The 22,138-nt window shown below is 37.4% G+C and carries 18 protein-coding genes; 13 read left to right on the top strand and 5 right to left on the bottom strand.

Annotated elements, in window-relative coordinates:
* Positions 1-2: 2 nt before the first annotated feature.
* The 7 genes from OC23_RS15035 (at position 3) to OC23_RS15005 (ending at position 14,557) form a co-directional block, all read left to right on the top strand.
* Positions 3-362: a phage tail protein gene (locus OC23_RS15035; RefSeq protein WP_227505567.1), complete on the top strand. Its 360-nt coding sequence runs from the start codon at positions 3-5 to the stop codon at positions 360-362.
* Positions 362-1,057 (top strand): phage minor tail protein L, encoded by a 696-nt coding sequence (locus tag OC23_RS15030; RefSeq protein ID WP_038345708.1) that lies wholly within the window; start codon positions 362-364, stop codon positions 1,055-1,057. Before OC23_RS15035 ends, OC23_RS15030 begins: the two co-directional genes overlap by 1 nt.
* Positions 1,054-1,800: a C40 family peptidase gene (locus tag OC23_RS15025; protein WP_038345707.1), complete on the top strand. Its 747-nt coding sequence runs from the start codon at positions 1,054-1,056 to the stop codon at positions 1,798-1,800. The genes OC23_RS15030 and OC23_RS15025 overlap by 4 nt, the downstream gene beginning before the upstream one ends.
* A complete protein-coding gene (locus OC23_RS15020) occupies positions 1,794-2,378 on the top strand; it encodes a tail assembly protein (RefSeq protein ID WP_038345706.1) in 585 nt (194 codons plus the stop codon). Before OC23_RS15025 ends, OC23_RS15020 begins: the two co-directional genes overlap by 7 nt.
* 239 nt (positions 2,379-2,617) lie before the next feature.
* Positions 2,618-13,579: a phage tail protein gene (locus OC23_RS15015; protein WP_052209185.1), complete on the top strand. Its 10,962-nt coding sequence runs from the start codon at positions 2,618-2,620 to the stop codon at positions 13,577-13,579.
* A 5-nt stretch (positions 13,580-13,584) separates the two neighbouring features.
* Positions 13,585-13,941, top strand: coding sequence for a hypothetical protein (locus OC23_RS15010; RefSeq protein WP_038345705.1), 357 nt, complete (start codon positions 13,585-13,587; stop codon positions 13,939-13,941).
* Positions 13,925-14,557 (top strand): hypothetical protein, encoded by a 633-nt coding sequence (locus OC23_RS15005; RefSeq protein ID WP_038345704.1) that lies wholly within the window; start codon positions 13,925-13,927, stop codon positions 14,555-14,557. The genes OC23_RS15010 and OC23_RS15005 overlap by 17 nt, the downstream gene beginning before the upstream one ends.
* Positions 14,558-14,783: 226 nt before the next feature.
* On the opposite strand, the gene OC23_RS19320 is transcribed toward OC23_RS15005, so the two are convergent.
* Positions 14,784-14,957 carry a hypothetical protein gene (locus OC23_RS19320; protein WP_171194810.1) on the bottom strand — a complete coding sequence of 58 codons (174 nt, stop codon included), beginning with the start codon at positions 14,955-14,957 and terminating at the stop codon, positions 14,784-14,786.
* A gap of 127 nt (positions 14,958-15,084) precedes the next feature.
* Here OC23_RS19320 and OC23_RS15000 point away from each other — a divergent pair, with 127 nt between their 5' ends.
* The 5 genes from OC23_RS15000 (at position 15,085) to OC23_RS14980 (ending at position 18,458) form a co-directional block, all read left to right on the top strand.
* Positions 15,085-15,483, top strand: coding sequence for a hypothetical protein (locus OC23_RS15000; protein ID WP_038345703.1), 399 nt, complete (start codon positions 15,085-15,087; stop codon positions 15,481-15,483).
* Positions 15,476-16,093: a lysozyme gene (locus OC23_RS14995; RefSeq protein WP_038345702.1), complete on the top strand. Its 618-nt coding sequence runs from the start codon at positions 15,476-15,478 to the stop codon at positions 16,091-16,093. The genes OC23_RS15000 and OC23_RS14995 overlap by 8 nt, the downstream gene beginning before the upstream one ends.
* A gap of 688 nt (positions 16,094-16,781) precedes the next feature.
* Positions 16,782-17,495 (top strand): RepB family plasmid replication initiator protein, encoded by a 714-nt coding sequence (locus tag OC23_RS14990; RefSeq protein WP_052209184.1) that lies wholly within the window; start codon positions 16,782-16,784, stop codon positions 17,493-17,495.
* Positions 17,496-17,908: 413 nt separating this feature from the next.
* Positions 17,909-18,184: a type II toxin-antitoxin system RelB/DinJ family antitoxin gene (locus OC23_RS14985; protein ID WP_038345716.1), complete on the top strand. Its 276-nt coding sequence runs from the start codon at positions 17,909-17,911 to the stop codon at positions 18,182-18,184.
* Positions 18,168-18,458 (top strand): type II toxin-antitoxin system YafQ family toxin, encoded by a 291-nt coding sequence (locus OC23_RS14980; RefSeq protein ID WP_038345701.1) that lies wholly within the window; start codon positions 18,168-18,170, stop codon positions 18,456-18,458. Before OC23_RS14985 ends, OC23_RS14980 begins: the two co-directional genes overlap by 17 nt.
* A 79-nt stretch (positions 18,459-18,537) precedes the next feature.
* On the opposite strand, the gene OC23_RS14975 is transcribed toward OC23_RS14980, so the two are convergent.
* The 4 genes from OC23_RS14975 to OC23_RS14960 form a co-directional block, all read right to left on the bottom strand.
* On the bottom strand, positions 18,538-18,942 hold the full coding sequence (locus OC23_RS14975) for a hypothetical protein (RefSeq protein ID WP_038345700.1): 405 nt from the start codon (positions 18,940-18,942) through the stop codon (positions 18,538-18,540).
* A complete protein-coding gene (locus OC23_RS14970; protein WP_038345699.1) occupies positions 18,939-19,616 on the bottom strand; it encodes an AAA family ATPase in 678 nt (225 codons plus the stop codon). The genes OC23_RS14975 and OC23_RS14970 overlap by 4 nt, the downstream gene beginning before the upstream one ends.
* 167 nt (positions 19,617-19,783) lie before the next feature.
* On the bottom strand, positions 19,784-20,374 hold the full coding sequence (locus OC23_RS14965; RefSeq protein WP_038345698.1) for a tyrosine-type recombinase/integrase: 591 nt from the start codon (positions 20,372-20,374) through the stop codon (positions 19,784-19,786).
* 294 nt (positions 20,375-20,668) lie between these two features.
* Positions 20,669-21,085, bottom strand: a complete 417-nt coding sequence (locus OC23_RS14960) for a helix-turn-helix domain-containing protein (RefSeq protein ID WP_038345715.1) — start codon at positions 21,083-21,085, stop codon at positions 20,669-20,671.
* A 393-nt stretch (positions 21,086-21,478) separates the two neighbouring features.
* On the opposite strand from OC23_RS14960, the gene OC23_RS14955 reads away from it, so the two are divergent.
* Positions 21,479-21,661 (top strand): hypothetical protein, encoded by a 183-nt coding sequence (locus tag OC23_RS14955; protein WP_038345697.1) that lies wholly within the window; start codon positions 21,479-21,481, stop codon positions 21,659-21,661.
* The last annotated feature ends 477 nt before the right edge of the window (positions 21,662-22,138 follow it).

The following is a 22,138-nucleotide window of genomic DNA, read 5'->3' as shown; positions in this document are numbered from 1 at the left end:
TAATGGATGAGTACTTACTATTATATATGCTGATTATGAAATTTATTTGGACACCCGATTTAGGGGCAAAAAAATCAATTGACCCAAGTGTATCGACCGTCAAATTTAATGACGATTATGAAGCCCGTATTCCAAACTCTATCAATACTGCGATGAGGAACTGGGATTGCACTTTTACAGTTAATTTAGAAACGGCTAATGCAATTGATAGTTTTCTGATTCAAGCAAATGGAGTTACTCCCTTTACTTGGGTTGACCCTCAAGGAAAAAATGGTCTTTTTGTTTGCCGAAAACATCAAATGAATCAGGTGAAATTTGGTGTTTTTCAAGTGATGGCTACATTTGAAGAGGTACAAAATTAATGAGTGAAAAAATTGTAGTTAAAGAAATTCAGTCATTAACCCCAACTGCAGAAATTGAGTTATTCATTATTGATATGACTCAATTTGGTGGAGAACTTATTCGGTTCTGTTCAGGGATGAACCCTCTAAACCAGCCAATTATTTGGCAAGGGGAACAGTATGATCCTCTTCCTATTGAAGCTACAGGGTTTGATATGTCATCGCAAGGCACACTACCAACACCTAAACTTGCCGTAGCCAATGTACATGGTCTTTTTTCTTCATTGGCTATGGAGCTTGAAAACTTAATTGGCTGTAAAGTCATTCGAAAACGTACCTTTGGACGTTTTTTGGATGCAGTTAATTTTCCAGAAGGAAATCCTGAAGCGGATCCGACTCAACATTTACCCGATCAAATTTGGTACATCGATCGAAAAACTCGCGAAGACCGTATGGTTCTTGAATGGGAGTTAGCATCGGCATTTGATCTGATGGGAGTTGAACTACCCTATGGGCAAGTCACCAAGAATTTTTGTCGATGGCAATATCGTTCCGCAGATTGTGGTTGGACTGGTTCTTTTTACACAAAAGACGATAAAGCAACTGATAACCCTGAACTTGATGTATGTAGTAAAAGGCTTTCATCGTGTAAGTGTCGTTTTGGAGAGAGTAAACCTCTTCCATATGGAGCTTTCCCTGGAGTCCAGCGCCTATGATTAATAAAAATCTAGTGAAAAAGATCCAAAAAATTGGTATAGAGCGTTTTCCCAACGAGGCATGTGGTTTCATTATTACAAAAGCAGGAAAAAATAATCTTATCGAATGCCGTAATGATGCACTTTATCCAGAAACACAGTTTTTAATTAACCCTGATGAATATTTAAAAGTATCAGAACTAGGTGAAATTATGGGTGTTTGGCATACCCATACCAATGGCAACATCGAACCGAGTGAATCTGATTTATATGGTTGTGAAGCAACAAACCTCCCTTGGTATTTAGTGAGTATTACTAAAACTGAGGACGCTTTTCACTGTTCAGATATAATTTCATTTACTCCTCATGGATATGAAGCACCTTATGTAGGTCGCCCGTATGTTTATGGTTCCTTTGATTGCTGGACCTTGTGTAAAGATTTCTATAAACGGGAGTTTAATATTGAACTCAAAGATTATCCACGTATTGAAAATTTTTGGATAAATTCTGAGACCAATTACTTTATCAATAAGTTTGAAGAGTGCGGTTTGAAAGATGTTTCAAATCTACCGATTCAATATGGAGATATTGTTTTTATTCAAACAGATAATAGCGGTAATCCAAGTCATTCTGCCATTTATGTGGGCGAAGAAAAAATTTTACACCACTGTATTAATCGTCTTTCTAAACATGATTCCTATATGTACGGAAGCTATTGGTTAAAACATACAGTTAAACGAGTGAGGCACGAAAAACGATGTTAAATGTCTATTTACATGGAGAAATGGGGAAATTATTTGGTAAAGAATGGACATTGGCTGCCCGTAGCCCTAGCCATGCTTTACGTTTAATTGAAGCTAATAGTAAGGGATTACTTGATTGGCTTCGCTCTAAAGCATCGAAATATACACATTATGCAGTTGTTTGTGAGTTTAAAGATGGGTCTCGTAAGAGCTTAAATGATGAGGACTATTTACTCAATCAGGGTAATTTAAAAAGTATCCATTTTACTCCTGTCACTATTGGTGCTGGAGGGAAAGCAAGTGGCTTAATAAAAACAGTTGTTGGAGTTGCTTTGATGGTTTATGCATTTTATGGAGGTGGCCCAGCAGCATTTATGAACGGTGCTGCCATGGCATTTGGAGGTATCTCAGAGCTATTAGCACCTAAACCCAAAAAAAAGGCTGGAAATGATCGAAGAACCTCTCACTATTTTAATGGAACCGAACAAACAGAAAGCCAAGGAGCACCTATCCAACTGATTTATGGACGCTGTTTAGTACAAGGAACTCCTATTTCAGTATCTACTAATGTCGATCAACTATTAACAATTCAAGAATAAGTGTGGCGAGAAAAGGGCACACATGTATTGTGGTTAACAATTGGTGCTCCCCCTTCCGAGTAAGGTGACATTATATATTTTTATTATACTGAAGCTTATATTTTTGATGTGGCAGCATCAAAAAATACTTTTCACTCTACATAGAATAAAATTATAGGTAAGCACTTATTTATAATTTCCACATAAAATGTTATCCTGAATAAATTAATCTCAGGTAAAAAATTAAGCGTGACGGTCATATGAATAACAAAGTAGATGAAAAATTAAATTTATCTCTTATTGCTGGTGCTAGTAGTGGAGGGAGTAGTCCACGTACCCCAGTTGAAGATCCTGATAACCTACAATCTAATGCAAATGTTAGTATCATTGACTTGATCGGCGAAGGACAAATCGGGGGGCTAGTTGCCAATAGTAGTAAGGAGAATTCAATTCTTCTGAATGGTACCCCGATGCGCCATAAGAATGGCGAGAAAAACTTTGAAAATGTCGCTTGGCTGGAACGTACTGGTCAACAAATACAAGACTATATCGAAGGTTTCGGAGAAGGGGTGGAAACTCCCTTTTCAAAGGGGGTGCAGCTTAAAGCTGGTGAGCCAAGTAGTTTTAAAATATCCTCACCAAATACAGATCGTGTTCGTATCTTAATTGCTGTCAATGCACTCACCAACACCAACACTAAAAATGGTGATATTTCAGGTACTTCAGTCTCAATTTCCTTCCGTATATCGCTTAATGGGCGTGGATATAAGGAGATTGCAACTAAAAAAATTACTGGTAAAACGACTTCACGTTATCAACGTTCTTTTGTCTTCGACCTACCTAAGGCCATGGAAGATGGTACGCCCGTGACCAGTTGGGATTTCCAGGTGGTTCGATTAACACCTGATTCTCAGAAATCTGAAATTCAGAATACAACCTACTTTGATAGCTATTCAGAAGTTGCGCTCACTAAATTTACTTACCCAAACTCGGCACTAATCGCTACACGATTCAATGCAGAAGCTTTCTCGTCTATCCCTAAACGCGAATACTTAGTTGATGGCTTATTGATTAAAGTTCCAAGTAACTATGACCATCAGCAAAGAACTTATTCAGGGGTATGGGATGGTACCTTTAAGTTAGCCGCTTCTGATAACCCGGCATGGATTTTATACGATCTGCTTTTAAATGAACGTTATGGTCTGGGGCGTCATATTTCAGTTGAAATGATTGATGAGGCTCGACTGTATCAAATTGGTCAGTATTGTGATCAATTAGTCGATGATGGCTTTGGTAAAAAAGAGCCACGTTATACGATTAATTGTGTACTAAATAACCGCGTTGCGGCTTATGACCTTATTGTTGATATTTGTAGTGCTTTCAATGGCATGGCTTATTGGGCAGGCGATATGGTGGGCTTTACCATTGATGCCCCGAGTGATCCTGTACTCCTCGTTAACAATACTAATATTGTCGGTGACTTCTCTTATTCGGGAACCAGCGTCAAAGACCGACATTCTATTGCGGTGGTGACTTGGAATGATCCTGAAGATGACTATAAACAAGTTCCCGAACCAGTAGAAGATCATGATTTAATCGCACGTTACGGTATCCGAAAAACCGAAATCATGGCTTTTGGTTGTACTTCACGCGGTCAAGCAGCTCGTATGGGGCGCTGGATGCTCTATAGCGAGCATCAACAATCTGAAATGATCGCATTTAAATTAGGTTTAGATTCTTCTTATCTACTTCCTGGTGATCTCATTCAAATTCAAGACCGAGATCGAGCAGGAAAACGCCTTGGTGGACGCTTACTTTCATGTACTGCAACCTCTGCTATTTTAGATGATCAAATTGAATTTGAAGCACTGGAAAATCTTGAAATTGATCTTCGTCTAGAAGATGGCAGTATTGTTAGTCGACCAATTACCTCTCATTACTCAACAACATCCCCTGGTATTAATAATACCAAAACAGTAACTGTTGTGACGTGGGCACAACCTTTAAAAGAGCTCCCCGTAAAACTGGGCGTCTGGATCATCTCGTCTCCAAATCTTGAGCCAGTTCTTGCTCGCGTTGTGAATATTGCACAAGGTGATCAAAAGGGTACCTTTGATATTACTGCGATCCCTCATAATCCAAGTAAATATCTGTCTATTGAAAATGACCTCATGCTTGAGGTACCAAAAACTACCATTTTAGATTCCAGAAACCAGGCTGCCCCAAAAAATGTTTATGTAAAATCAGAGATTATTACATCCCAAGGTATTGCAAAAACACGTGCAATTATTAGTTGGGATGAAGCGAAAAATGCTTCCCAGTATGAAATCGAGTGGAAGCGTAACGATAGTAACTGGGTTAAGCTTCCCCGAACCTCAAGCTTAAGCATTGAAATTGAAGATGCTTTTGCTGGGATCTATACCGCTCGTGTAACAGCATTTAATATTTTTGGGGCAAAATCCTACCCTAAATATTCTAATAGTGTAGACGTGCAAGGTAAAACTGGTAAACCTCAAAACGTAGTTGGGTTTACAGTTACGCCGCTTTTATTTGGTATGAAACTTGATTGGGTTTATCCAAATAATTCTGCCGATACCTCTCATGCAATTATTGAAGTCAGTGACTATGCAAACGGTTCAAAACCAAGACTTGTAGGCAGTTTCGCTTATCCGGCAAATACCCATAGCATTCAGGGGTTACATGGTAATTTAGATCAATATTATCGAATCAAAACAGTCGACAAGACTGGCAATGAAAGCGATTGGTCAGACTTGATTAAAGGTACAACATCGGCAGATCCTGAAGAAATTTTAAAAATTATCGAAGGAGAAATTGGTTCAGGTGTATTTGATCCAGAAACCAAAGAAAGATTAGAAAAGATCGAGGAAAACTCAAAGGCGATTCTTAAAGAGACAAATGAACGTGCAGCTGCTGATATTGCAGAGTCAAAGGCCCGCAATGCGGCTATCACTAAAGAAGCCAATGATCGTGCTTCAGCGATTGCAGCAGAAGCCACTAACAGAGCAAATGCAATTACTAACGCGATTAGCAAAGAAGTATCCGAGCGAAATGCCGCAATTGCTATTGAAGCTAATAATCGTTTAAATGCTATCAATAAAGAAATATCCGAACGGAATGTCGCAATCGATAGTAAAGCGGCTGAAATCAACAATTCTATTAATGTTGTTTCAAATTCTATCACCCAGGAAATAAATGAACGTAAAATTGCAATTAAAGCAGAAATGGATGCCAGAAATGGAGCAATTGCAAAACTAAATGATGGGCTAACCACTGAAATACAACAGCGAAAAACAGAAGATGCTTCACTGCTAAAAAATATCGAGACGTATAAAACAAGTACCAACAATACACTTGCATCAGTACAGCAACAGATTACAACTAACGCAACCAATATTAGTTCTCAAACATCAAAGATGATGGCTTTGGATGGACGTGTTACAGCTGCAGAAAATGGATTAGCGAAAAAGCTGGATGCTTCTGTAATTGATAAATACTCAACGACTGTCGAGACAGATAAAGCAATTGCAGATCGAGTATCTGAATACAATGCAAGTCTGACTATTGGGGGGAAAAATTTCTGGTGGCTTAGTAATGCAGGTTCACCCGACTACGGAACACGTAATGTTGAGTTCATTACCGAAGATCGACAACATCAACGTATTACCATTACTGGTGTTACCAGCAATTTTTTCTCCAACCTATGGCAGGGATTACGTGTACCAAACGGTGGACCAATTCCAAAAAATGAGCCGACTTCTGTTTCATTCTCAATTTTAAGTCCTTATGCCGATATTATTGTTTATGCATATGTTTGGGGCCAAGCCAATAATGTAATTAGTGTTCCTTATAAAGTGACGCCTAACGAGTGGACACGGGTAACTCTTGAGAATATCAAATCACGCTATGTAAGTGATATAAACCCTGGTGAAAACTATGGGGGCTTATTGGGCATTCGCTATCACGGACCAACCATTGGGATACCCTCTGAAAATTTGGTTGGTACTGTCTTTGAAATTAAAGATGTTCAATGCCAGATTGGGAGTAAGGCCACCGCATATGAAAAACCTCAAGCGATTACCGATAATGCAATTAACGCAAATGCAAATGCGATCCAAATCACACAATCTAAAGTAGATAATATTGATGGCCGGGTAACATCCAACTCAAGTTCTATTACTGGTTTAAAGAATGACATGTCTGTAGTAAAAAATGATGTGTCTAAAAAGGCCGATAGTTCAGCTGTCTCAGCGATTCAATCTACCATTGATCAACATGATAAGACTTTAACAAGTCAAGGCTCTGCGCTTAATGAATTGAAAAATTCAATTAATACCCTTCAGCGTGACAACCTTCTTGTTGAAAACAAAGACCAGGTGGTAACTGGTGCGGTATATCAACAAGCTATCGTTGCAACCAAAGAGACGTTAAATCTCAAACAGGGTGATTCAATCACTGTTCGTGGTAAACTGTCTTTTGAGCATCCGAATGTGCTGGCCGCCAATCAAGGGCTGGCCTTATATCTGGACGCTTCACAACGTCTTGGCACACCATTGTTATTCAAGCAAGGAAATGACCAGACTTTTGAAGTCACCACAAGAATGCCGAATGATAAAACATTCAGTTCGTTCCGGCTTTACTTCTTGCAAAACGGTATAGCCGTAGCATCAACAAAAACAACGCTTCACTGGGTTGAATTGTACCGAGGCGAGTCCTTAATCGGCACCAAAGCCGATGCATCAGCAGTGACGGCACTTGATAATAAAGTCACCGAAATTGACGGAAAAGTATCTACAAATAGTTCCGCTATTACACGTGTTGAGGGTAGAGTTAACGAAGTCGATGCCAAAGCTGGAACGGCACTTCAAAATTCGGCATCAGCTCAAACAACCGCAAATTCAGCTGTAGATAAAGCGAATGCGAATGCCAGCAACATTATTAAAGTTCAAGGCTCGATTGCCGACAAGCCGAATAACATTGTAAAAACCTCCTTTTTTGAAGATGGAGAGCGTAGATCATGGCAAGGCACCCAAATTCGAGTGATCGATATTACAACACATCCAACATACAAGAAGGGGATTACAGGTCGCTCTGGTACTTATAACTGGGAAAGTGAAAATATCCAACCTGCCCAAGCTGGGGATGTATACGACCTTAAAGCATTCTGTGACTTTACAGGGACAACGGTTACGTCTGGACGTGTAGGTATTGTAGGACTTCGGTTCTGGAATAAAGACATGACATCACTAGGATTTAACGGTATCAGCTTCCTGTTTAGTGATGGGACTGGCTATAAAACTGCTACGGTTACTGCACCTGTAAATACAGCATTTATTCAACCCTTCTTTTATCACGATGGTACAAATTCAACTACAGCATTTACTGATCTTACCATCACAAAGCGAACCGCGATTGAAGAGGCAAATGCAGCTGGTATTTCTGCCATCACGACACGGGTCACCAATGCAGAAGGTAAAATTGAATCTCAATCTTCCAGTATCACCAAGCTTGAAAATGATTTAAACGTTACTAATGCAAATGTATCCAAGAAAGCAGAGGCATCTGCTTTAACCACCCTTGATAGCAAAGTCACTTCAATTGATGGAAAGCTATCAAGCCAGGGTTCTCAGATTACGCAAATTGAAAATGGCGTGACAGCAAGTACACGGCTGGCTCAGCTACAATCACAAGGCAAACCGACTGTCTTAGACCCAACCTTTTTGACTACTAACGGCTTGTCCATCTATCGCAGTGTAGCAGGCGCTTCATTGCTCCGTCGTGACGCAACTCCAGGTAACCCGAGCGGTAGTACAAAAGAGTATTTTTTAACTTCACCATCCATTACAGCAAGTGGTATCGGATATTATCCGCTGAACCCATTACAGGTCTCATCCGCAAACAAAATCTATCTTGTTAAACATGTTGCTAAAGCACCTGTGGGTTACACGATGAATGTGGCCAAGAACGGTACAGGGGATGGTGCTATTTATGAGATTTTAGGGTCAAATGCAGGAACCGGGAAATATGAAACCTATTACTTTTGGTTACAGTGTGGAGAGAATGGTACTTTCTCAACCTTTGGCCACGTATTCTGGACCAAAGATGCAACATCACCAGCACCAACGCCCGAAAACCCCTTAGAAATCACTATCACCTCCTATGAGGTCTGGGATGTAACTTCAGTAAATGATTCCATTCCAAAAGCATGGGCTGACCGAGTTAGTGCCACCAGTACTGCACTGCAAAGCCTGGACTCAAAAGTTACCAGCATTGATGGCAAGGTGACTCAAAGTGCGAATGCTATTACGTCATTAACAGGCCGAGTTACAACTGTTGAACAAGGCTTATCTAGAAAAGCGGATGCTTCAGTTTTAACAAACTATTCTACCAAAACTGAAACAAATGCTGCTGTTGCCACGGGTATTCAACAATATGATGCATCATTAAATATTGGTGGTACAAACATGGCGTATGGAACGAATTCTGATGCATTTATTCCATACGTGTCCACTGGCGCAGATTCATTCGTTCGTTATTTTGATGCCTATCCGACACGATTAGCACGGGTAGACTTTAAAACACAGCCAATCATGGGATTTATTACCCCGCGTGAGTTACGCCAAACTCAACTGATCACCGGCAAAACTTATACTTTGTCATTCCTTGGCCAAGGAACCATGCCTGCGCTCAACTATAACTACATTATTGTGGAGGGCGGTGCTAATTTTAGATTGCCAAATATTCCTTTAGGTGCGGGCAATAATAATTTAAGAAGCTTGACCTTTACCTGGACAGAGCCAACTATCTCGACTGCGGGTATTTTACTTGCGGCGTCTGGTAAAACCGAGGATTGGTTTAACGTGCGTGGATTGATGCTTGAGGAGTCAACCAAGCCATCGTCATGGAGTCCGAATCCTAACGAGATCCAAACATCTTTAGATGCCAATGCTACGGCTATTACGACTACACAAACACAAGTAACCAATATTGATGGCCGCGTTAAATCAAACAGTAATACCCTTACCACACTGACAAACCGCCTCTCTGCGGCAGAAGGCGCTCTTATGACCAAAGCTGATGCGAAGGCAGTGCAAGGGCTTGATCAACGGGTTACGAAAGCGGAGGGACAAATTGAGGCACAATCAAGTGCAATTACGACATTAACCAATTCACTGAATGCCGGCGCAACCACAACCGCAATTAATTCTACGGTTATTGAAAGTATTGTTTTAAATTTGGGTAATGCCGAAATTTCTAAGGTTCCAGATGCAAATGGGTTTGGTGGCCACGTCATCAAGATTGGTGACAATAACGGTAATGATACCGCCTGGATTCATGGATCAACATTTATTCCGGTTGATGAAAAACGGCTATATCGAGTTAAGGCACGCTACCGCCGAGTCACGGGTAATGGTGTCGTCTATATTGGCCTGGCCTGTCTAAATGCTGATAAAAAATCTTTTGTAAATACACTGGGTGGCACAACATCAAATTTAAGTTCATCCAATTATTTAACCAATCACAGGCCCCCGCTTGGTGAATGGCAAGATGCAACTTGGTTTGTAACCGGTAGAGGTAATCCAGGCGCCAGTGGATCTGGGACTATGGAAAGTCCGAGAACATTCCAAGCAAATGCGGCATGGTTTGCCCCGATGGCTATTGCTAATTACGACAAAACAGCCGGTGAAGTAGAAATTGATTATATTTCTATTGAATACGCTGACGAATATCCACTATTAGATGCCAATTCTAAAGCGACTCAGGCCCTTGATTCAAAAGTTCAAACTATAGATGGGAAAGTAAGCTCAAACACAAGTGCCATAACTCAATTATCCAATCGCGTTACTTCAACCGAGGGACAAATAGCAACCAAGGCTGAAGCTAAAGCCCTACAAAGCCTTGATCAACGGGTTACAAAAACGGAAGGTGATATCAGTACACAATCCCGTGCAATTACCCAACTAGACAATACCTTGAATATGGTTGATGGTACGAATCTGCTTGTGCCAAACCGGAATACAGAAGGCAAAGGTGCTGTTTATCGTCTGGTCAATATTCCTGTACGAGAAGCGATAACGCTAAAGGCAGGTGAACGAGTGACTGTACGGGGTATGCTGTCATTCTCTCATAACGGCACACTAACCTCATCACAAGGCATCCGTATTTATTTGGATGGCAGCCCTGCATTTTCAAATTTATACAAACAGGGTGATAACCAGTCATTTGAAGAAACCTTGGTGGTACCAACTGATAGGTCCATTCAAAATTTAAGTTTTTTCTTTTTACCTAATGGGACAGCCAATACATCTTCTCAGCTTACTGTTCATTGGGCAGAATTAGCTCGCGGTGATATAAAAGCGGATGCGACCGCATTAAATGCTTTAGACACCAAAGTCACTAAAATTGATGGTCAAATTACAACTACCGTAACAAATGTCAGCAATTTAACTACCCGTATGATGACGGCTGAAGGGAAAATTACGGCTAATTCAAATGCTTTATCTTCACTAGATTCAACAGTTAAAGATATCAATGGAACCGTTACAGCCCAAGGCAGTAACATTACGCGACTAGGTTCCCGTGTAGACGCGAATGCCGGCCCTGGCATGGCACAAGATTTCTTGTGCGTTGATGCCTATAGTTGGTATGACCACTACAATTTGGCCGATTCAGCGAACCTGTTGCCTTACTTTAATATTCCTATTGCTGATGGGCCAATGGGTGACAAAGGATATTATGCGGGCAAAAGCAGCAGTGCACGTTTTGTTTATAACAAAACGCCTTTGCCAACGGCCAAACGCTATCGGGTTCAGTTTTGGGCGAAGCGAACAGCAGACGCTACTGGCGCATGCTTCGTAACCATCATGCGAACCAAGGCCGGCGAGCAACCAAATGTAGGCAACTATACCTATGTAAGTATTACAAATAATGAGTTACCAGCTAATAATACTTGGGCATATGTAGACAAAGTAATTGATGCAACCAGTTATGCAGCAACATTTCCAAGAATTTATCTTGGTTTCTCGATCAATAACACTAATGTTAACGGGGAGTGTTGGGTACAAGGATTTAAGGTAACCGAGTTAATTGAAACAGCAGATGCACCAAATTTAGCCTCCGCAGAAGCTGTAAATTCATTGACAACCCGGGTAACCAATACTGAAGGCAAGTTAAATACTCAAGCCAATCAGATCACTTCCCTAAATACCACAGTGGCGGGTAAGGCAGACAACTCAGCCGTAACGAATTTGACATCACGCATTACGACAGCGGAAGGTAATATTACGGCTTTAAATGGCAAAGCAACAGCACTAGAGAGCCGTGTAACGACTGCTGAGGGGAAAATTAATGCAAACTCTAAGGCGCTAAGCACGCTGGATACAAAAGTAACTGATATTGATGGAAAGGTAACTAATCAAGCATCAGCATTAACTTCTCTTTCATCCCGTTTTGATGGACAAATTGTGGGTGGTACCAACTTACACCCAAGAACACAGAAAACCTCCTCATACTCACTATATACGTCTGGTTCGTACACAAAAATTAGCGGTAACTTTAAAACCGAAGTAGGTCGTATCATTAAATCAGCTACAGGTCCACAAGGTATTGTTACGGCTCCTGCATATCGTAAAGTTGTATTGAAATCGGGCAATCAATACATCATTACAGCTAAAGTACGCGGTAACGCAAACATCAACTATGTATATTTGATGAATGCTACAGCAACGGGTACAAATACAGCGGCAAGCTCGTATACATTTAGTTCACCTATGAATGAGGATACTTTTGTTACCCTAACTGCAATGGTGACATCAGCAAGTATTGTAGATAAAACTGATGCGTATTTATTATTAGCTGCGAATGGTTCAGCAGCTGGTACCTGGTTTGAGTTTGCAGAGGTAATGATTCAAGAAGGCAATACCGCAACCGTATGGGGCCCGTCTTATTTAGATGTTCCAGAAATTGATGAATCAAAATTTGCTTCTGCTTCTGCGCAAAGCGCTTTAGAAACCAAAGTGAGTAATATTGATGGTCGCGTAACTTCACAAGCAAGCCTGATTACTAACCTTCAATCGCAAATGGGCAACAAAGCAGATGCAAGTATTTTAACTAATTATTACACCAAAACTCAGGCTGACTCCGCCATTGCAGCAGCGTCAACAACTTTAGAGTCTAAAGTTAATAAAACGACAGATGAGAAGATTGAGCAGGCACAAGGCAAAACAAGCGTACTTGACCTGACGAAACTGGATAATGAAACATACTATCCAGTAACCATCTGGCTGCCGCCAGCAGGAAATAAGCGCCATAGATTTACGCTCATTCGCTACTTAACCGAATTTGAAGGTGTAAACCCAGTTTATTGGTCAACTCATGAAAGTAAAACATTCTCCGTTGAGCTGACATGGGAGGTCGCAGCAGACGGCTGGGGCGCCAATAATACAGATCGGAAGATTTTATCATCTCAATACGCATGGACTGGATGGTCGCCGGTACTTGGCCCAGAGCAAATGGTGCGGAGTTCTGAAGAAGTCATTTACTTACGTGGGGGCGCACTTTACAGATTTATTTGTGACCCAAGGCTTACCCCTACGGTGAGAACAGGACCTTATACCGTTGAAGGGATTACAGTTCAGCCCATTCAATATAATGCGGATATGGTACCCAATTCTGACGTTGGCAAGCTGCATGTAAAAATTAATGAGCAATCTGAAGTTATCGATGGTATTAAAGCGGTCAAATCAGTAACTGTTGATAATAATGGCATGGTATCTGGTTGGGGTCTGGTCTCTGAATTAAAGGATGGAAAGGTAAATTCTACGATCGGTTTTAAGGCTGACCAGATCTATTTCGAGTCACCTAATGACGGTCGTAAACCATTTGTAGTTCTAACTGAACCGCGTGAGATCAACGGAACGTTATATCCTGCGGGGACGTGGATTGATGCGGCTTATATCGCCCAATCGACGATCAAATTAGCTCATATCGATACTGCAAGTATCGGCAGCCTAAGTGCTATTTCTGCGAAACTAGGCACGGTAGTTTCTGACAACTATGTTACAGGTAGAACAGGATGGAAGATCAGCAGTACCGAAGGTTTATTTGAATTCAACGGTAGTAGTAATGATGGACGAATTTCCATAGATGGTAATGGTCTTACAGGTTGGTATCCGAATGGTAGAATTAAATTTAAACTAGGTTGAATTAAATGGCTTCTTTAACAATGTGGGATGATTCTGGCAATATTATTTATGAAAATCCCAAATTTTTACGTCCAGTTGATGTAGTTAATTTTACCTCTTATTCAGGGCAAGCTGTAATTCAGAAAACTGGAGCATCAAAATTTATTGTGATTGGTTTCGGTCAAGTGAATAAGAAAGTCGGAAACAGGGATAACTGGGTAGGAGGAGGAATACTCTTCATTAATAATATGTGTCAGGTTCATGATGGAGTAATTCAATGGAATATCCAGAATGATGGAAACTTAATGTTTGGTGGTTGGAAAGGTCCCTTCGACCGTGGAGTATATGGAGTAAGAGGAAAATTATATGTGTTCGCTAGATAATCTTATTCAAATTTGGTCAGAAACTGGAGAGCTGATTTTGAGCAACCAGTTACCAACACTTGTTGTTTCAAATATTATTGACGGATATCAACAGAATACAAAAAAATTAGCAGGAACAGCTTGGGAGGAACAAAGAGAATTAAATGTTATTCATTCCATAGATAATGTTAACTTTAAGACAATAATCTTTAAGGAAATTACTAGCCTTCCCGATGTTATTCATATACCTCCAGCATTAACATTGTATCATCCAGAAACAGAAAAAATTGTTTTTACAACCTCTAGAGTCCCTCTAAATATTGTCGATACTCTATATATTACTGAGCATGATTCATCCAATGATATAACTATTAAAATTCCTGAAAATAAGAAATATGGTGTTTTATTCGGTGCCGAATCTTCTGCCTCTGTAGTTACAATTATTAGTGAAATTAATGAAGATGAATATTTTGTTCGGGAACGAAAGCGATTTATCAGAACCATATTTTCAAATAATCACATCAGGTTTTCTCTTACTGAAACAGTTGAAAGTTATTTTGTTGATTATCCACCAAGTAATTTTGATGCCTTTGTAAGAACTGAAGCCTACATTGTAGATTTAACATCTTTAGTTTGAGGTCTGAGTATTATTTCTCAATAAAAATATGCTCTAGATCATATTCATTCTAAAGCTTTGATAGCAAAAAATATACAAAAGATGATATCTTCAAATTTTAACAATTATGAGAAAACTTATAAGATGTTTGCCAAATTGCTAATAAAAGCCCTTTCTCTACATATCGAAGAGCTGAAAGAAGCCTAAGAAAAAAGGGACACTTCCGTGTCCCTCTTTTAGTATAGCTTTAAGCCTCAGTTGCTTCAAACTGTAAATTAATACCCGTACCACCACTTTGACCTTCATAAGAAAGGTCTAAAGCTGTAACTTTTTTACCAGATTGTTGCTCAAGTAAAGAAATTTGTCCTAATAGCCAAGTGGTTAAGTTTGCTTCTTCACGTGTAATTTTTTTTAAAGCCATTTTGTACTCCTATCGTTAAAAAAATGGGCAATCCCATTCTACACAAAATAATTATATAAGTAAGCACTTATTTATATAATTATTGGAAAATGTTATCCTAAAGAGCTTAATCTTAGGTAATAAAATAATGACAGAACCAGTATCAACAACGATAGGTGGAATTACCGCCTTAAAAATGTTTGGATTATGGATCATCGTAACAATCTGCGTTCTTTCAGTCGCAGCTGTTGTATTCATGATGCGTATGCCTCGTTCAATGAATGAATGGGGAGTAGGTTTAATTACAACAGTAGTTTCAAGTCTAGCAGGAGGATCTTTCATTATTGTGAGATTTGACCTTCATTCATGGACAACAAATACATGGGGATGGTTTGCAATAGGCGGGCTATTTTTTATCTGTGGTCTTCCTGGATGGGCGCTTATCCGCTGGATTTTTAACTATGTTGGAAAAAAGGAAAATTCTGACATTTTTGAAGTTGTAACTGATATTAAAAACGACATTAAGGGTTTGAAAAAAAATGATTAATTTAAATACTGAAGAAAAACAGGTTGCACAAGTTTTTTCTCAATTAAGAAAAATGTCTGGAGGAAAACTAACCCAGATGCAGGTTCAAGCTGGTGATGAAATCATTCAAAAAATTGGGCTTAGTACATTCGCAAAAGTAATTGGATATAAACTTACTGATAATATTGATTTAAGTATTTCTGAACAAGGATATGAGTTAATACGACGTTTTGAAGGGTTTAAAACGTCTGCATATAAGGATACAGGGGGAATAGCAACTATTGGTTATGGCACTACGAAATATCCGAATGGAGCTCTTGTCCGATTAGGAGATAGCTGTACGCGTCAGGAAGCAGAGTTATGGTTAAAATATGATTGTCAATGGGTACATAAATGTCTTAGTCAACAAGTCAAGGTAGGAATTAGTCAAAATCAAATTGATGCTTTAGCTTCGTTTATTTACAACATAGGAGAAACTGCTTTTAGAAAAAGTACATTGTTAACTTTACTTAATAAGAGGAGATTTATTGAAGCAGCAAATCAGTTTGATCGTTGGGTTTTTGATAATGGTAAGCGGATTCAAGGTCTCGTAAACCGTAGGTCGGCTGAAAAAAAACTATTTCTTACATAAGAATTTGAAGTATATAAATTTTTATTATATTAACCTAATTATCAATCTTTTGATCTCATTAATGAATAGAAAGCCTAATCTACACATAGCTCTATTTCGTTCTGTTTTCGCGCTAGAGCTTCAATTTTTATTACAGCTACCCTAGGATAGATTTCTAGAATATATGGCTTATACGTGAGCTTAAGAGCAAATAAGAGGTATTTTTATATATATGAAGTAAATCTCAAAAAAATTTAAAAAAAAATTATTGTTAAGAGAAACGAAGCGTAGCGAAGTGGATTTTTATTATAATTAATTTTAAAGATATTTAATATTACTTAATCACTTTAATATATTTATATATTATTTAGATAACTTTAGAGCTGTGTATGTGTTTGTTTTATAGGTTTTTTTAATGGCTAAGGTGTATGAATTCGACAGTATAGGTGAACACTTTCGACAGTTTTTTTTGAGCTAAGGTGTATGAATTCGACAGTATAGGTGAACACTTTCGACGTTAAAAAGTGTACAAATTCGACACAAAAAACATGGGTTATAAACAGGTTTATCCACAGTTTTTGTGGGTAACTTAAATTTGATATAAATTTTAACCTGACAACTTTGTTTAATCATGGCAAACTCAAGCCTCATCATCTTTTTATTGGTGTATAAAATCTTCTCAAGTGATTACTTATAATTTTGGTGTTTAATGAGTTATTTTGTAAAGAAGCATAATAATCTAAATAAGGCTTATATAGGATTAACACTTATACAGTACCGACTTATACTATTGGCATCATCTAGTAAGTTTATTAAAGAAGGGCCTATTACGCCAGAGACGCTCATTCGTATTAATGCGCACGACTATCATGAGATCTATGGAACATCTAATGATATGACTTGGAGTTATCGGGTAATTAAAGATGCCGCATTATCATTATTTGAAGCTCATTTATCCTTTCAAACAATTGATGCTGAGTCAAAAAAAGGAGTATGGAAAGAAAAGGTCAGATGGGTTTCAAAATGCGCCTATAATGATGAAATCAAGGCTGTTGAAATCAGGTTTACTGTAGATGTTCTTCCTTATATTCAAGAGCTTAGTGAAAACTATACCTATTTTGCTTTAAAAAGTATGTCACGATTGGGGTCTCTCCATTCGATTCGTTTATATGAGTTAGCTGTCATGTGGAGAAAAGGGGGGAAAACACAGTTGTTTTCCATTCCGGAGCTTAAAAGTATGCTTAATATTCATGAAGATGAGTATGAAGATACTAAAAGCTTTACACGAGCGGTATTAAAAAAAAGTTGTGAGGAAATCAGTAAAAAAACAGATATTAATCTTAGTTATGAACCAGAAAAGGAGGGAAGAAAAATTGTCGGTTTTCGTTTAATATCAACATCTAATAAAAAACAGATAGCCTAAAAGAACGAAAATGACTAATGGAGATAAGAGGAAGGGATTATACTGGAGCGACTATTTTAAATTCATATCAATATTTTTTTATATAGTAAGTGCTTACTTTTTTATTTTGAATTATTCAAGTAAATAGCTGATAAAAAACATTGGAATCAAATGAAAAAATGCCGAATAAGAAAGCTTCTGAAGCAACTCTATCAGAGTTTTTTAATAAATAGTCATAGAGATTTTTATGATTGTCTGGGGTGTGAAATATATTTATTTAAATAGCCTAAGTATTTGTAATTATTAATTTAAATGAAAAGATTTATGAGTTTTAAAACAGAATAAATGATAAAATCTTTTTATGTAGCACTTTTGTGCTACAATAAATAGTGTTAATCTTAGTTAAGATGATAGAAGTTACAGAGGTCTTTAAAATGAATACATTGGTAAAAAAAGATGAGTACGTAAGGGCCCGGGTTTCTAGTGAGTTAAAATTTCGAGCTGAACAAATTTTAAAAGAAGTGGGTTTAAATACAACAGATGCTATTCGTCTATTATTGACACAAGTCGTAAATCGAGGTGGGTTTCCATTAGAGTTAAGGACGCCTAATCGTGAAACTATTGATGCAATGAATTCAGCTATAGAATCTCAAGAATTCAGCTCTTCTCAAGCCTTATTTGCAGATTTAGAAAATGACACTGACGATTAGATATAAGAAACAATTTAAAAAGGACTTTAAACGGGTGAGCGCTAATCCTAAGTTGAAGAAAGGCTTAATTATTTTAGGTAAGCTAATTGATGAGCATCTAATTATGACAGGAACTGTGCCTGATGAGTATTTGCCACATCCTTTAATTGGAAATTGGAAGCCCCATATGGAGTGTCATATCTTGCCGGATCTTTTACTAATTTGGGATGTTGATCACCAAAATAATGAATTAATCCTTTCAAGGATTGGATCACATGCTGAGCTTTTTGGATAAGTCAAAGTTGAAATATTCAACTTTGATGTGTGTCCTTCAAAAAATATTTTTTATCTAAATACACTTAATAAAGTTATATTCAAACATCATAGTTATCCCCTAATGCTTTTAGTCTACGAGCTGTGTATTCTGTTAAAGCTTCATCTAACATAGAACTAAAAGTATCTTTGTTTGCACCTAGCTTAATAGAACCCAAGCTTTTAAGATAAACCAAACGTAAGTAGTTTTCATGACTAATATTATTATTGAATGGACGTTGTATCAGCTTTAAATCCTCTGGATTAATATTGAGCCCTTGTCGCCAAGGTGCAATTTTCAGCTGTTCATCTTTTTTATTTGCGTTTTTAGGGGCGCTTTTTTTGGAGTCTTTTTCATCGTCTACGGTTGTTTTTGTAATGGTGGTTTGTACAGGTGCATTCTGAGTAAACTCTGTTGCTTTCTCATTCAACTGATTTTTTGATTTACTTAAAGATAGTCCACTCATTGAAATAACTCCTTCGCAAGTGCATTAACCTCTTCGCCAGCTTTAGTTGCACCAATATTTAATTCGATAACACCCAAACCCATACCGTAAGCTCTTGAGTAGGCAATTCTGTCATAATTCACGGACGTTAATACATGAGCAAAATCATCGATTTCCTTGAAGGCATTACGAGCATCATTCAAAGCCGTAATTTTGGTATTTGTTGGAACTTGGGTAATATAAATATAGACACTAATAGGATCTCGGTCTAAATCATTAACACGAATACTATTTGCTTCTTCTATTAATTCTAGAACCTCTCCCGTGGATTCAACATCTGCTTGGTTGGGACGGGTTGGAATTAAAATCGCATCTGAACAAAGTAAAGCTTCTCGGAAACCCGTTGAATCATAGCCGCCAGAATCAATTACAATATTTTTGATTTCTTTTTCGATTTCTTGAATCTTTTCTTCAATTTCACTTTTACCAAATAGGTCAAAAGTTTTAATTATTCCAATCGCCGGGTTCTTGTCTTTATAAGCTTCACGATAAATCCCCCATTTAATAGAGTTTTTATTATGGTCAAGATCTACAAGTGCAACACTTTCACCGGTACTTGCAATCCATGCTACTAAATTTGTCGCTGTTGTTGTTTTACCGACACCACCTTTGGAGTTGGCAATGAGTAGCTTCATAGAGTATTCAAGATAAAAAAATGTTAGAAAATTTAGTGTAATAAATAAATAAAAATAGAGCAATATCTGTTTATATAATTATGTAGAAATGTAGAAATGTAGAAATGTAGAAATGTAGAAATGTAGAAATGTAGAAATGTAGAAATGTAGAAATGTAGAAATGTATCTTAATTTAACTTTAAAATAATAGATCTTAAGTGTTCAGGATTAGTGGCAAAATATTGCTGAGTAGTAAGAATAGAACTATGGCCCATTAATTGTTGAATTGAATAAACATCCCCACCATTCTGGATTAGCCTAGTTGCAAATGAACGCCGACCAGAATGACTTGTTGCTTGGATCCCTGCTTTCTTATAGCAATTTTTTATCATCGTAACCATGCTGTTAGGTGTAAAAGCCCCACCCTTTTGTGACAAAAACAGGGGAGAAGAGGGGCTTCGATGCTCTAGTGATTTTTGGTTTATATAACTTTGTATGAGATTTTTGATTGTAGGGTTTACCAGAAAGACTTCACGATAGCGATTTCCTTTGGTTATTTTTCCAAGCAACCGAATAGTCTCTTTTAGACTGTTTTTTTTACTGTCATAAACATCCTCAATTGTAAGTAATGCTAATTCTTTAGCTCTAAGTCCTAGAAAGTGAGAAAAATATAAAACACATTGATTGCGAAGTTCATGCGAACCATTTTGCGACTCTAGGGTGAGTTTGAGATCATCTTCAGTAATATAAGGAGCTTTCCCAGTTGTTGTTCGAGCCATGGATAACTAGCTTTTTATTAAGTTAAAGATTACCAACCCATTATAAAATAAAAATTATTTAAAATGTAATAAAAGATATATTTTATTATATTTTAAATATGCGTCGAAATGTGACGCTATCGAACTTTTTTTATTTGATTTTTCACTGTGAACTGATATTATTTCCTTATCTTGAATTTGTTACGTATTCAAGATAAGGGCTGTGGTGTGGTGATAAGCACTTATTACTAATATTAAAAAGGCCTGGTTGATTTTCCAGGCCATTTAGAGGGTTTAATGATGAGGATTCTTTATTTAATTGATTTCTAAGGTTTTAAGAAAATCATCAAAAGCTTGTTTTTGAGTGGAACTTAGGAAAAATTCAAAATTTGCACCACTTTTCTCGCGAATCAATTTAATTAAATTTGATTCCCCATCAGTTAGAACTGGTTGGTTAAGCATGCTCTCCATTTGTTCGAGCAGTGAAGGTTGATACTCTTCAATACAGCGCAAAAATAAATCCATAGGATCTATTTTTAAGGCTTTAGCAAAAGCTTGGACACGCTCAAGAGGGAGCTTGGTTTTTTCTCTGATGACGAGACTAATCATATTTTGATTTATACCAATTTCACCTGCTAAAGCACTTTGAGTTTTTCCTGAAGCAGTGATCTGTAGCTCAAGAAATTCAGCAACTTTAAGTTTACGTTTAGCTTGAGTAGAGGTGTTTTTCATCTTTGCATATTCCTTGGATATTTTTAATAGCAAGGTCTGAGCGCACATCTAGAAATATTCTTTATGTGTCCTTATAGACCAAAAGGTGAGTCATTGAATGAATTATATCAGTAAGTACTAATTCACCCAAGTTTGTGTGAAGTTTCATTTTGTACAAGTTGTATCATTGAAAAACTTTTGGTTCGATCAAATTTTTGAGGAATAGTTAGTAAAGTATTAATTTATTAAATTGTTAAAAATTATGTAGTTTTATTAGCAAATACTAATATGTATAATTGCTATTTGGATAGCTAGTCTAATGTTGATGCAGATGTCTTATTAAGAATTTTAACTGTAATAGAAACGATGATTTCTGAATGCTTTGTCTTTAAATCGAATGAATAAGGAGTGGAAATGATGAATAATGTGCAAGAAATTTCACCAGATAAGGTTGTTGAGCTAATGCTGGAGGTGCATTCTGAAGTGGTGCATACTGGAGTTCAAGCTAATGTAATAAAAGGAAATAATGAAGAATATGGAGACTTTCTTCTTGTTAATTTACCTGTCGGCGATAGTCTAATCATTAATTTATCTTAGTTTTTATATGTCTCTTATCTTTTAACTAATTCCCTGTCTTTTCTGAGTATTATTTTAGCCGGCATGATTAGTGCTGGCTCTGTTGGTTTTTTTGTAAAAAGATCAATGAAAAACTTAAGTACTTACTTTGTTTTTATTGATTGAGTTGGTTTTATTTTCTCTTTTTTAGTATATAAGAGGTTTTCTTCTAAATTTTTATATCATAAGTGCTGAGTAGTATTTTTCATTTTTTTTAAAATTCTTATTCTTTTGGTGAAATATATAAATATTTACTCTTACTTAGGCTATTGATTGATGTTTGAAACGCAGAATTTTTAGGAGTATTAAGGAATATAATTTTTTGATAAAATTATTAGTTGTTGAATTATATGGTATTATTTTAATTTCTACATTTCTACATTTCTACATTTCTACATTTCTACATTTCTACATTTCTACATTTCTACATTTCTACATTTCTACATTTCTACATTTCTA

The sequence above is a fragment of the Acinetobacter sp. A47 genome (genome assembly GCF_000805455.1).
Classification (GTDB): Bacteria; Pseudomonadota; Gammaproteobacteria; order Pseudomonadales; family Moraxellaceae; genus Acinetobacter.
The sequence above is the reverse complement of the archived record's forward strand: the minus strand, read 5'-3'. Positions and strand labels throughout refer to the sequence as shown.

Excerpts from the sequence above, each read along its gene's own strand:
- OC23_RS15035 (WP_227505567.1), top strand. The coding sequence starts at position 3 with ATGGATGAGTACTTACTATTATATATGCTGATTATGAAATTTATTTGG.
- OC23_RS15030 (WP_038345708.1), top strand. The coding sequence starts at position 362 with ATGAGTGAAAAAATTGTAGTTAAAGAAATTCAGTCATTAACCCCAACT.
- OC23_RS15025 (WP_038345707.1), top strand. The coding sequence starts at position 1,054 with ATGATTAATAAAAATCTAGTGAAAAAGATCCAAAAAATTGGTATAGAG.
- OC23_RS15020 (WP_038345706.1), top strand. The coding sequence starts at position 1,794 with ATGTTAAATGTCTATTTACATGGAGAAATGGGGAAATTATTTGGTAAA.
- OC23_RS15015 (WP_052209185.1), top strand. The coding sequence starts at position 2,618 with ATGAATAACAAAGTAGATGAAAAATTAAATTTATCTCTTATTGCTGGT.
- OC23_RS15010 (WP_038345705.1), top strand. The coding sequence starts at position 13,585 with ATGGCTTCTTTAACAATGTGGGATGATTCTGGCAATATTATTTATGAA.
- OC23_RS15005 (WP_038345704.1), top strand. The coding sequence starts at position 13,925 with ATGTGTTCGCTAGATAATCTTATTCAAATTTGGTCAGAAACTGGAGAG.
- OC23_RS19320 (WP_171194810.1), bottom strand. The coding sequence starts at position 14,957 with ATGGCTTTAAAAAAAATTACACGTGAAGAAGCAAACTTAACCACTTGG.
- OC23_RS15000 (WP_038345703.1), top strand. The coding sequence starts at position 15,085 with ATGACAGAACCAGTATCAACAACGATAGGTGGAATTACCGCCTTAAAA.
- OC23_RS14995 (WP_038345702.1), top strand. The coding sequence starts at position 15,476 with ATGATTAATTTAAATACTGAAGAAAAACAGGTTGCACAAGTTTTTTCT.
- OC23_RS14990 (WP_052209184.1), top strand. The coding sequence starts at position 16,782 with ATGAGTTATTTTGTAAAGAAGCATAATAATCTAAATAAGGCTTATATA.
- OC23_RS14985 (WP_038345716.1), top strand. The coding sequence starts at position 17,909 with ATGAATACATTGGTAAAAAAAGATGAGTACGTAAGGGCCCGGGTTTCT.
- OC23_RS14980 (WP_038345701.1), top strand. The coding sequence starts at position 18,168 with ATGACACTGACGATTAGATATAAGAAACAATTTAAAAAGGACTTTAAA.
- OC23_RS14975 (WP_038345700.1), bottom strand. The coding sequence starts at position 18,942 with ATGAGTGGACTATCTTTAAGTAAATCAAAAAATCAGTTGAATGAGAAA.
- OC23_RS14970 (WP_038345699.1), bottom strand. The coding sequence starts at position 19,616 with ATGAAGCTACTCATTGCCAACTCCAAAGGTGGTGTCGGTAAAACAACA.
- OC23_RS14965 (WP_038345698.1), bottom strand. The coding sequence starts at position 20,374 with ATGGCTCGAACAACAACTGGGAAAGCTCCTTATATTACTGAAGATGAT.
- OC23_RS14960 (WP_038345715.1), bottom strand. The coding sequence starts at position 21,085 with ATGAAAAACACCTCTACTCAAGCTAAACGTAAACTTAAAGTTGCTGAA.
- OC23_RS14955 (WP_038345697.1), top strand. The coding sequence starts at position 21,479 with ATGATGAATAATGTGCAAGAAATTTCACCAGATAAGGTTGTTGAGCTA.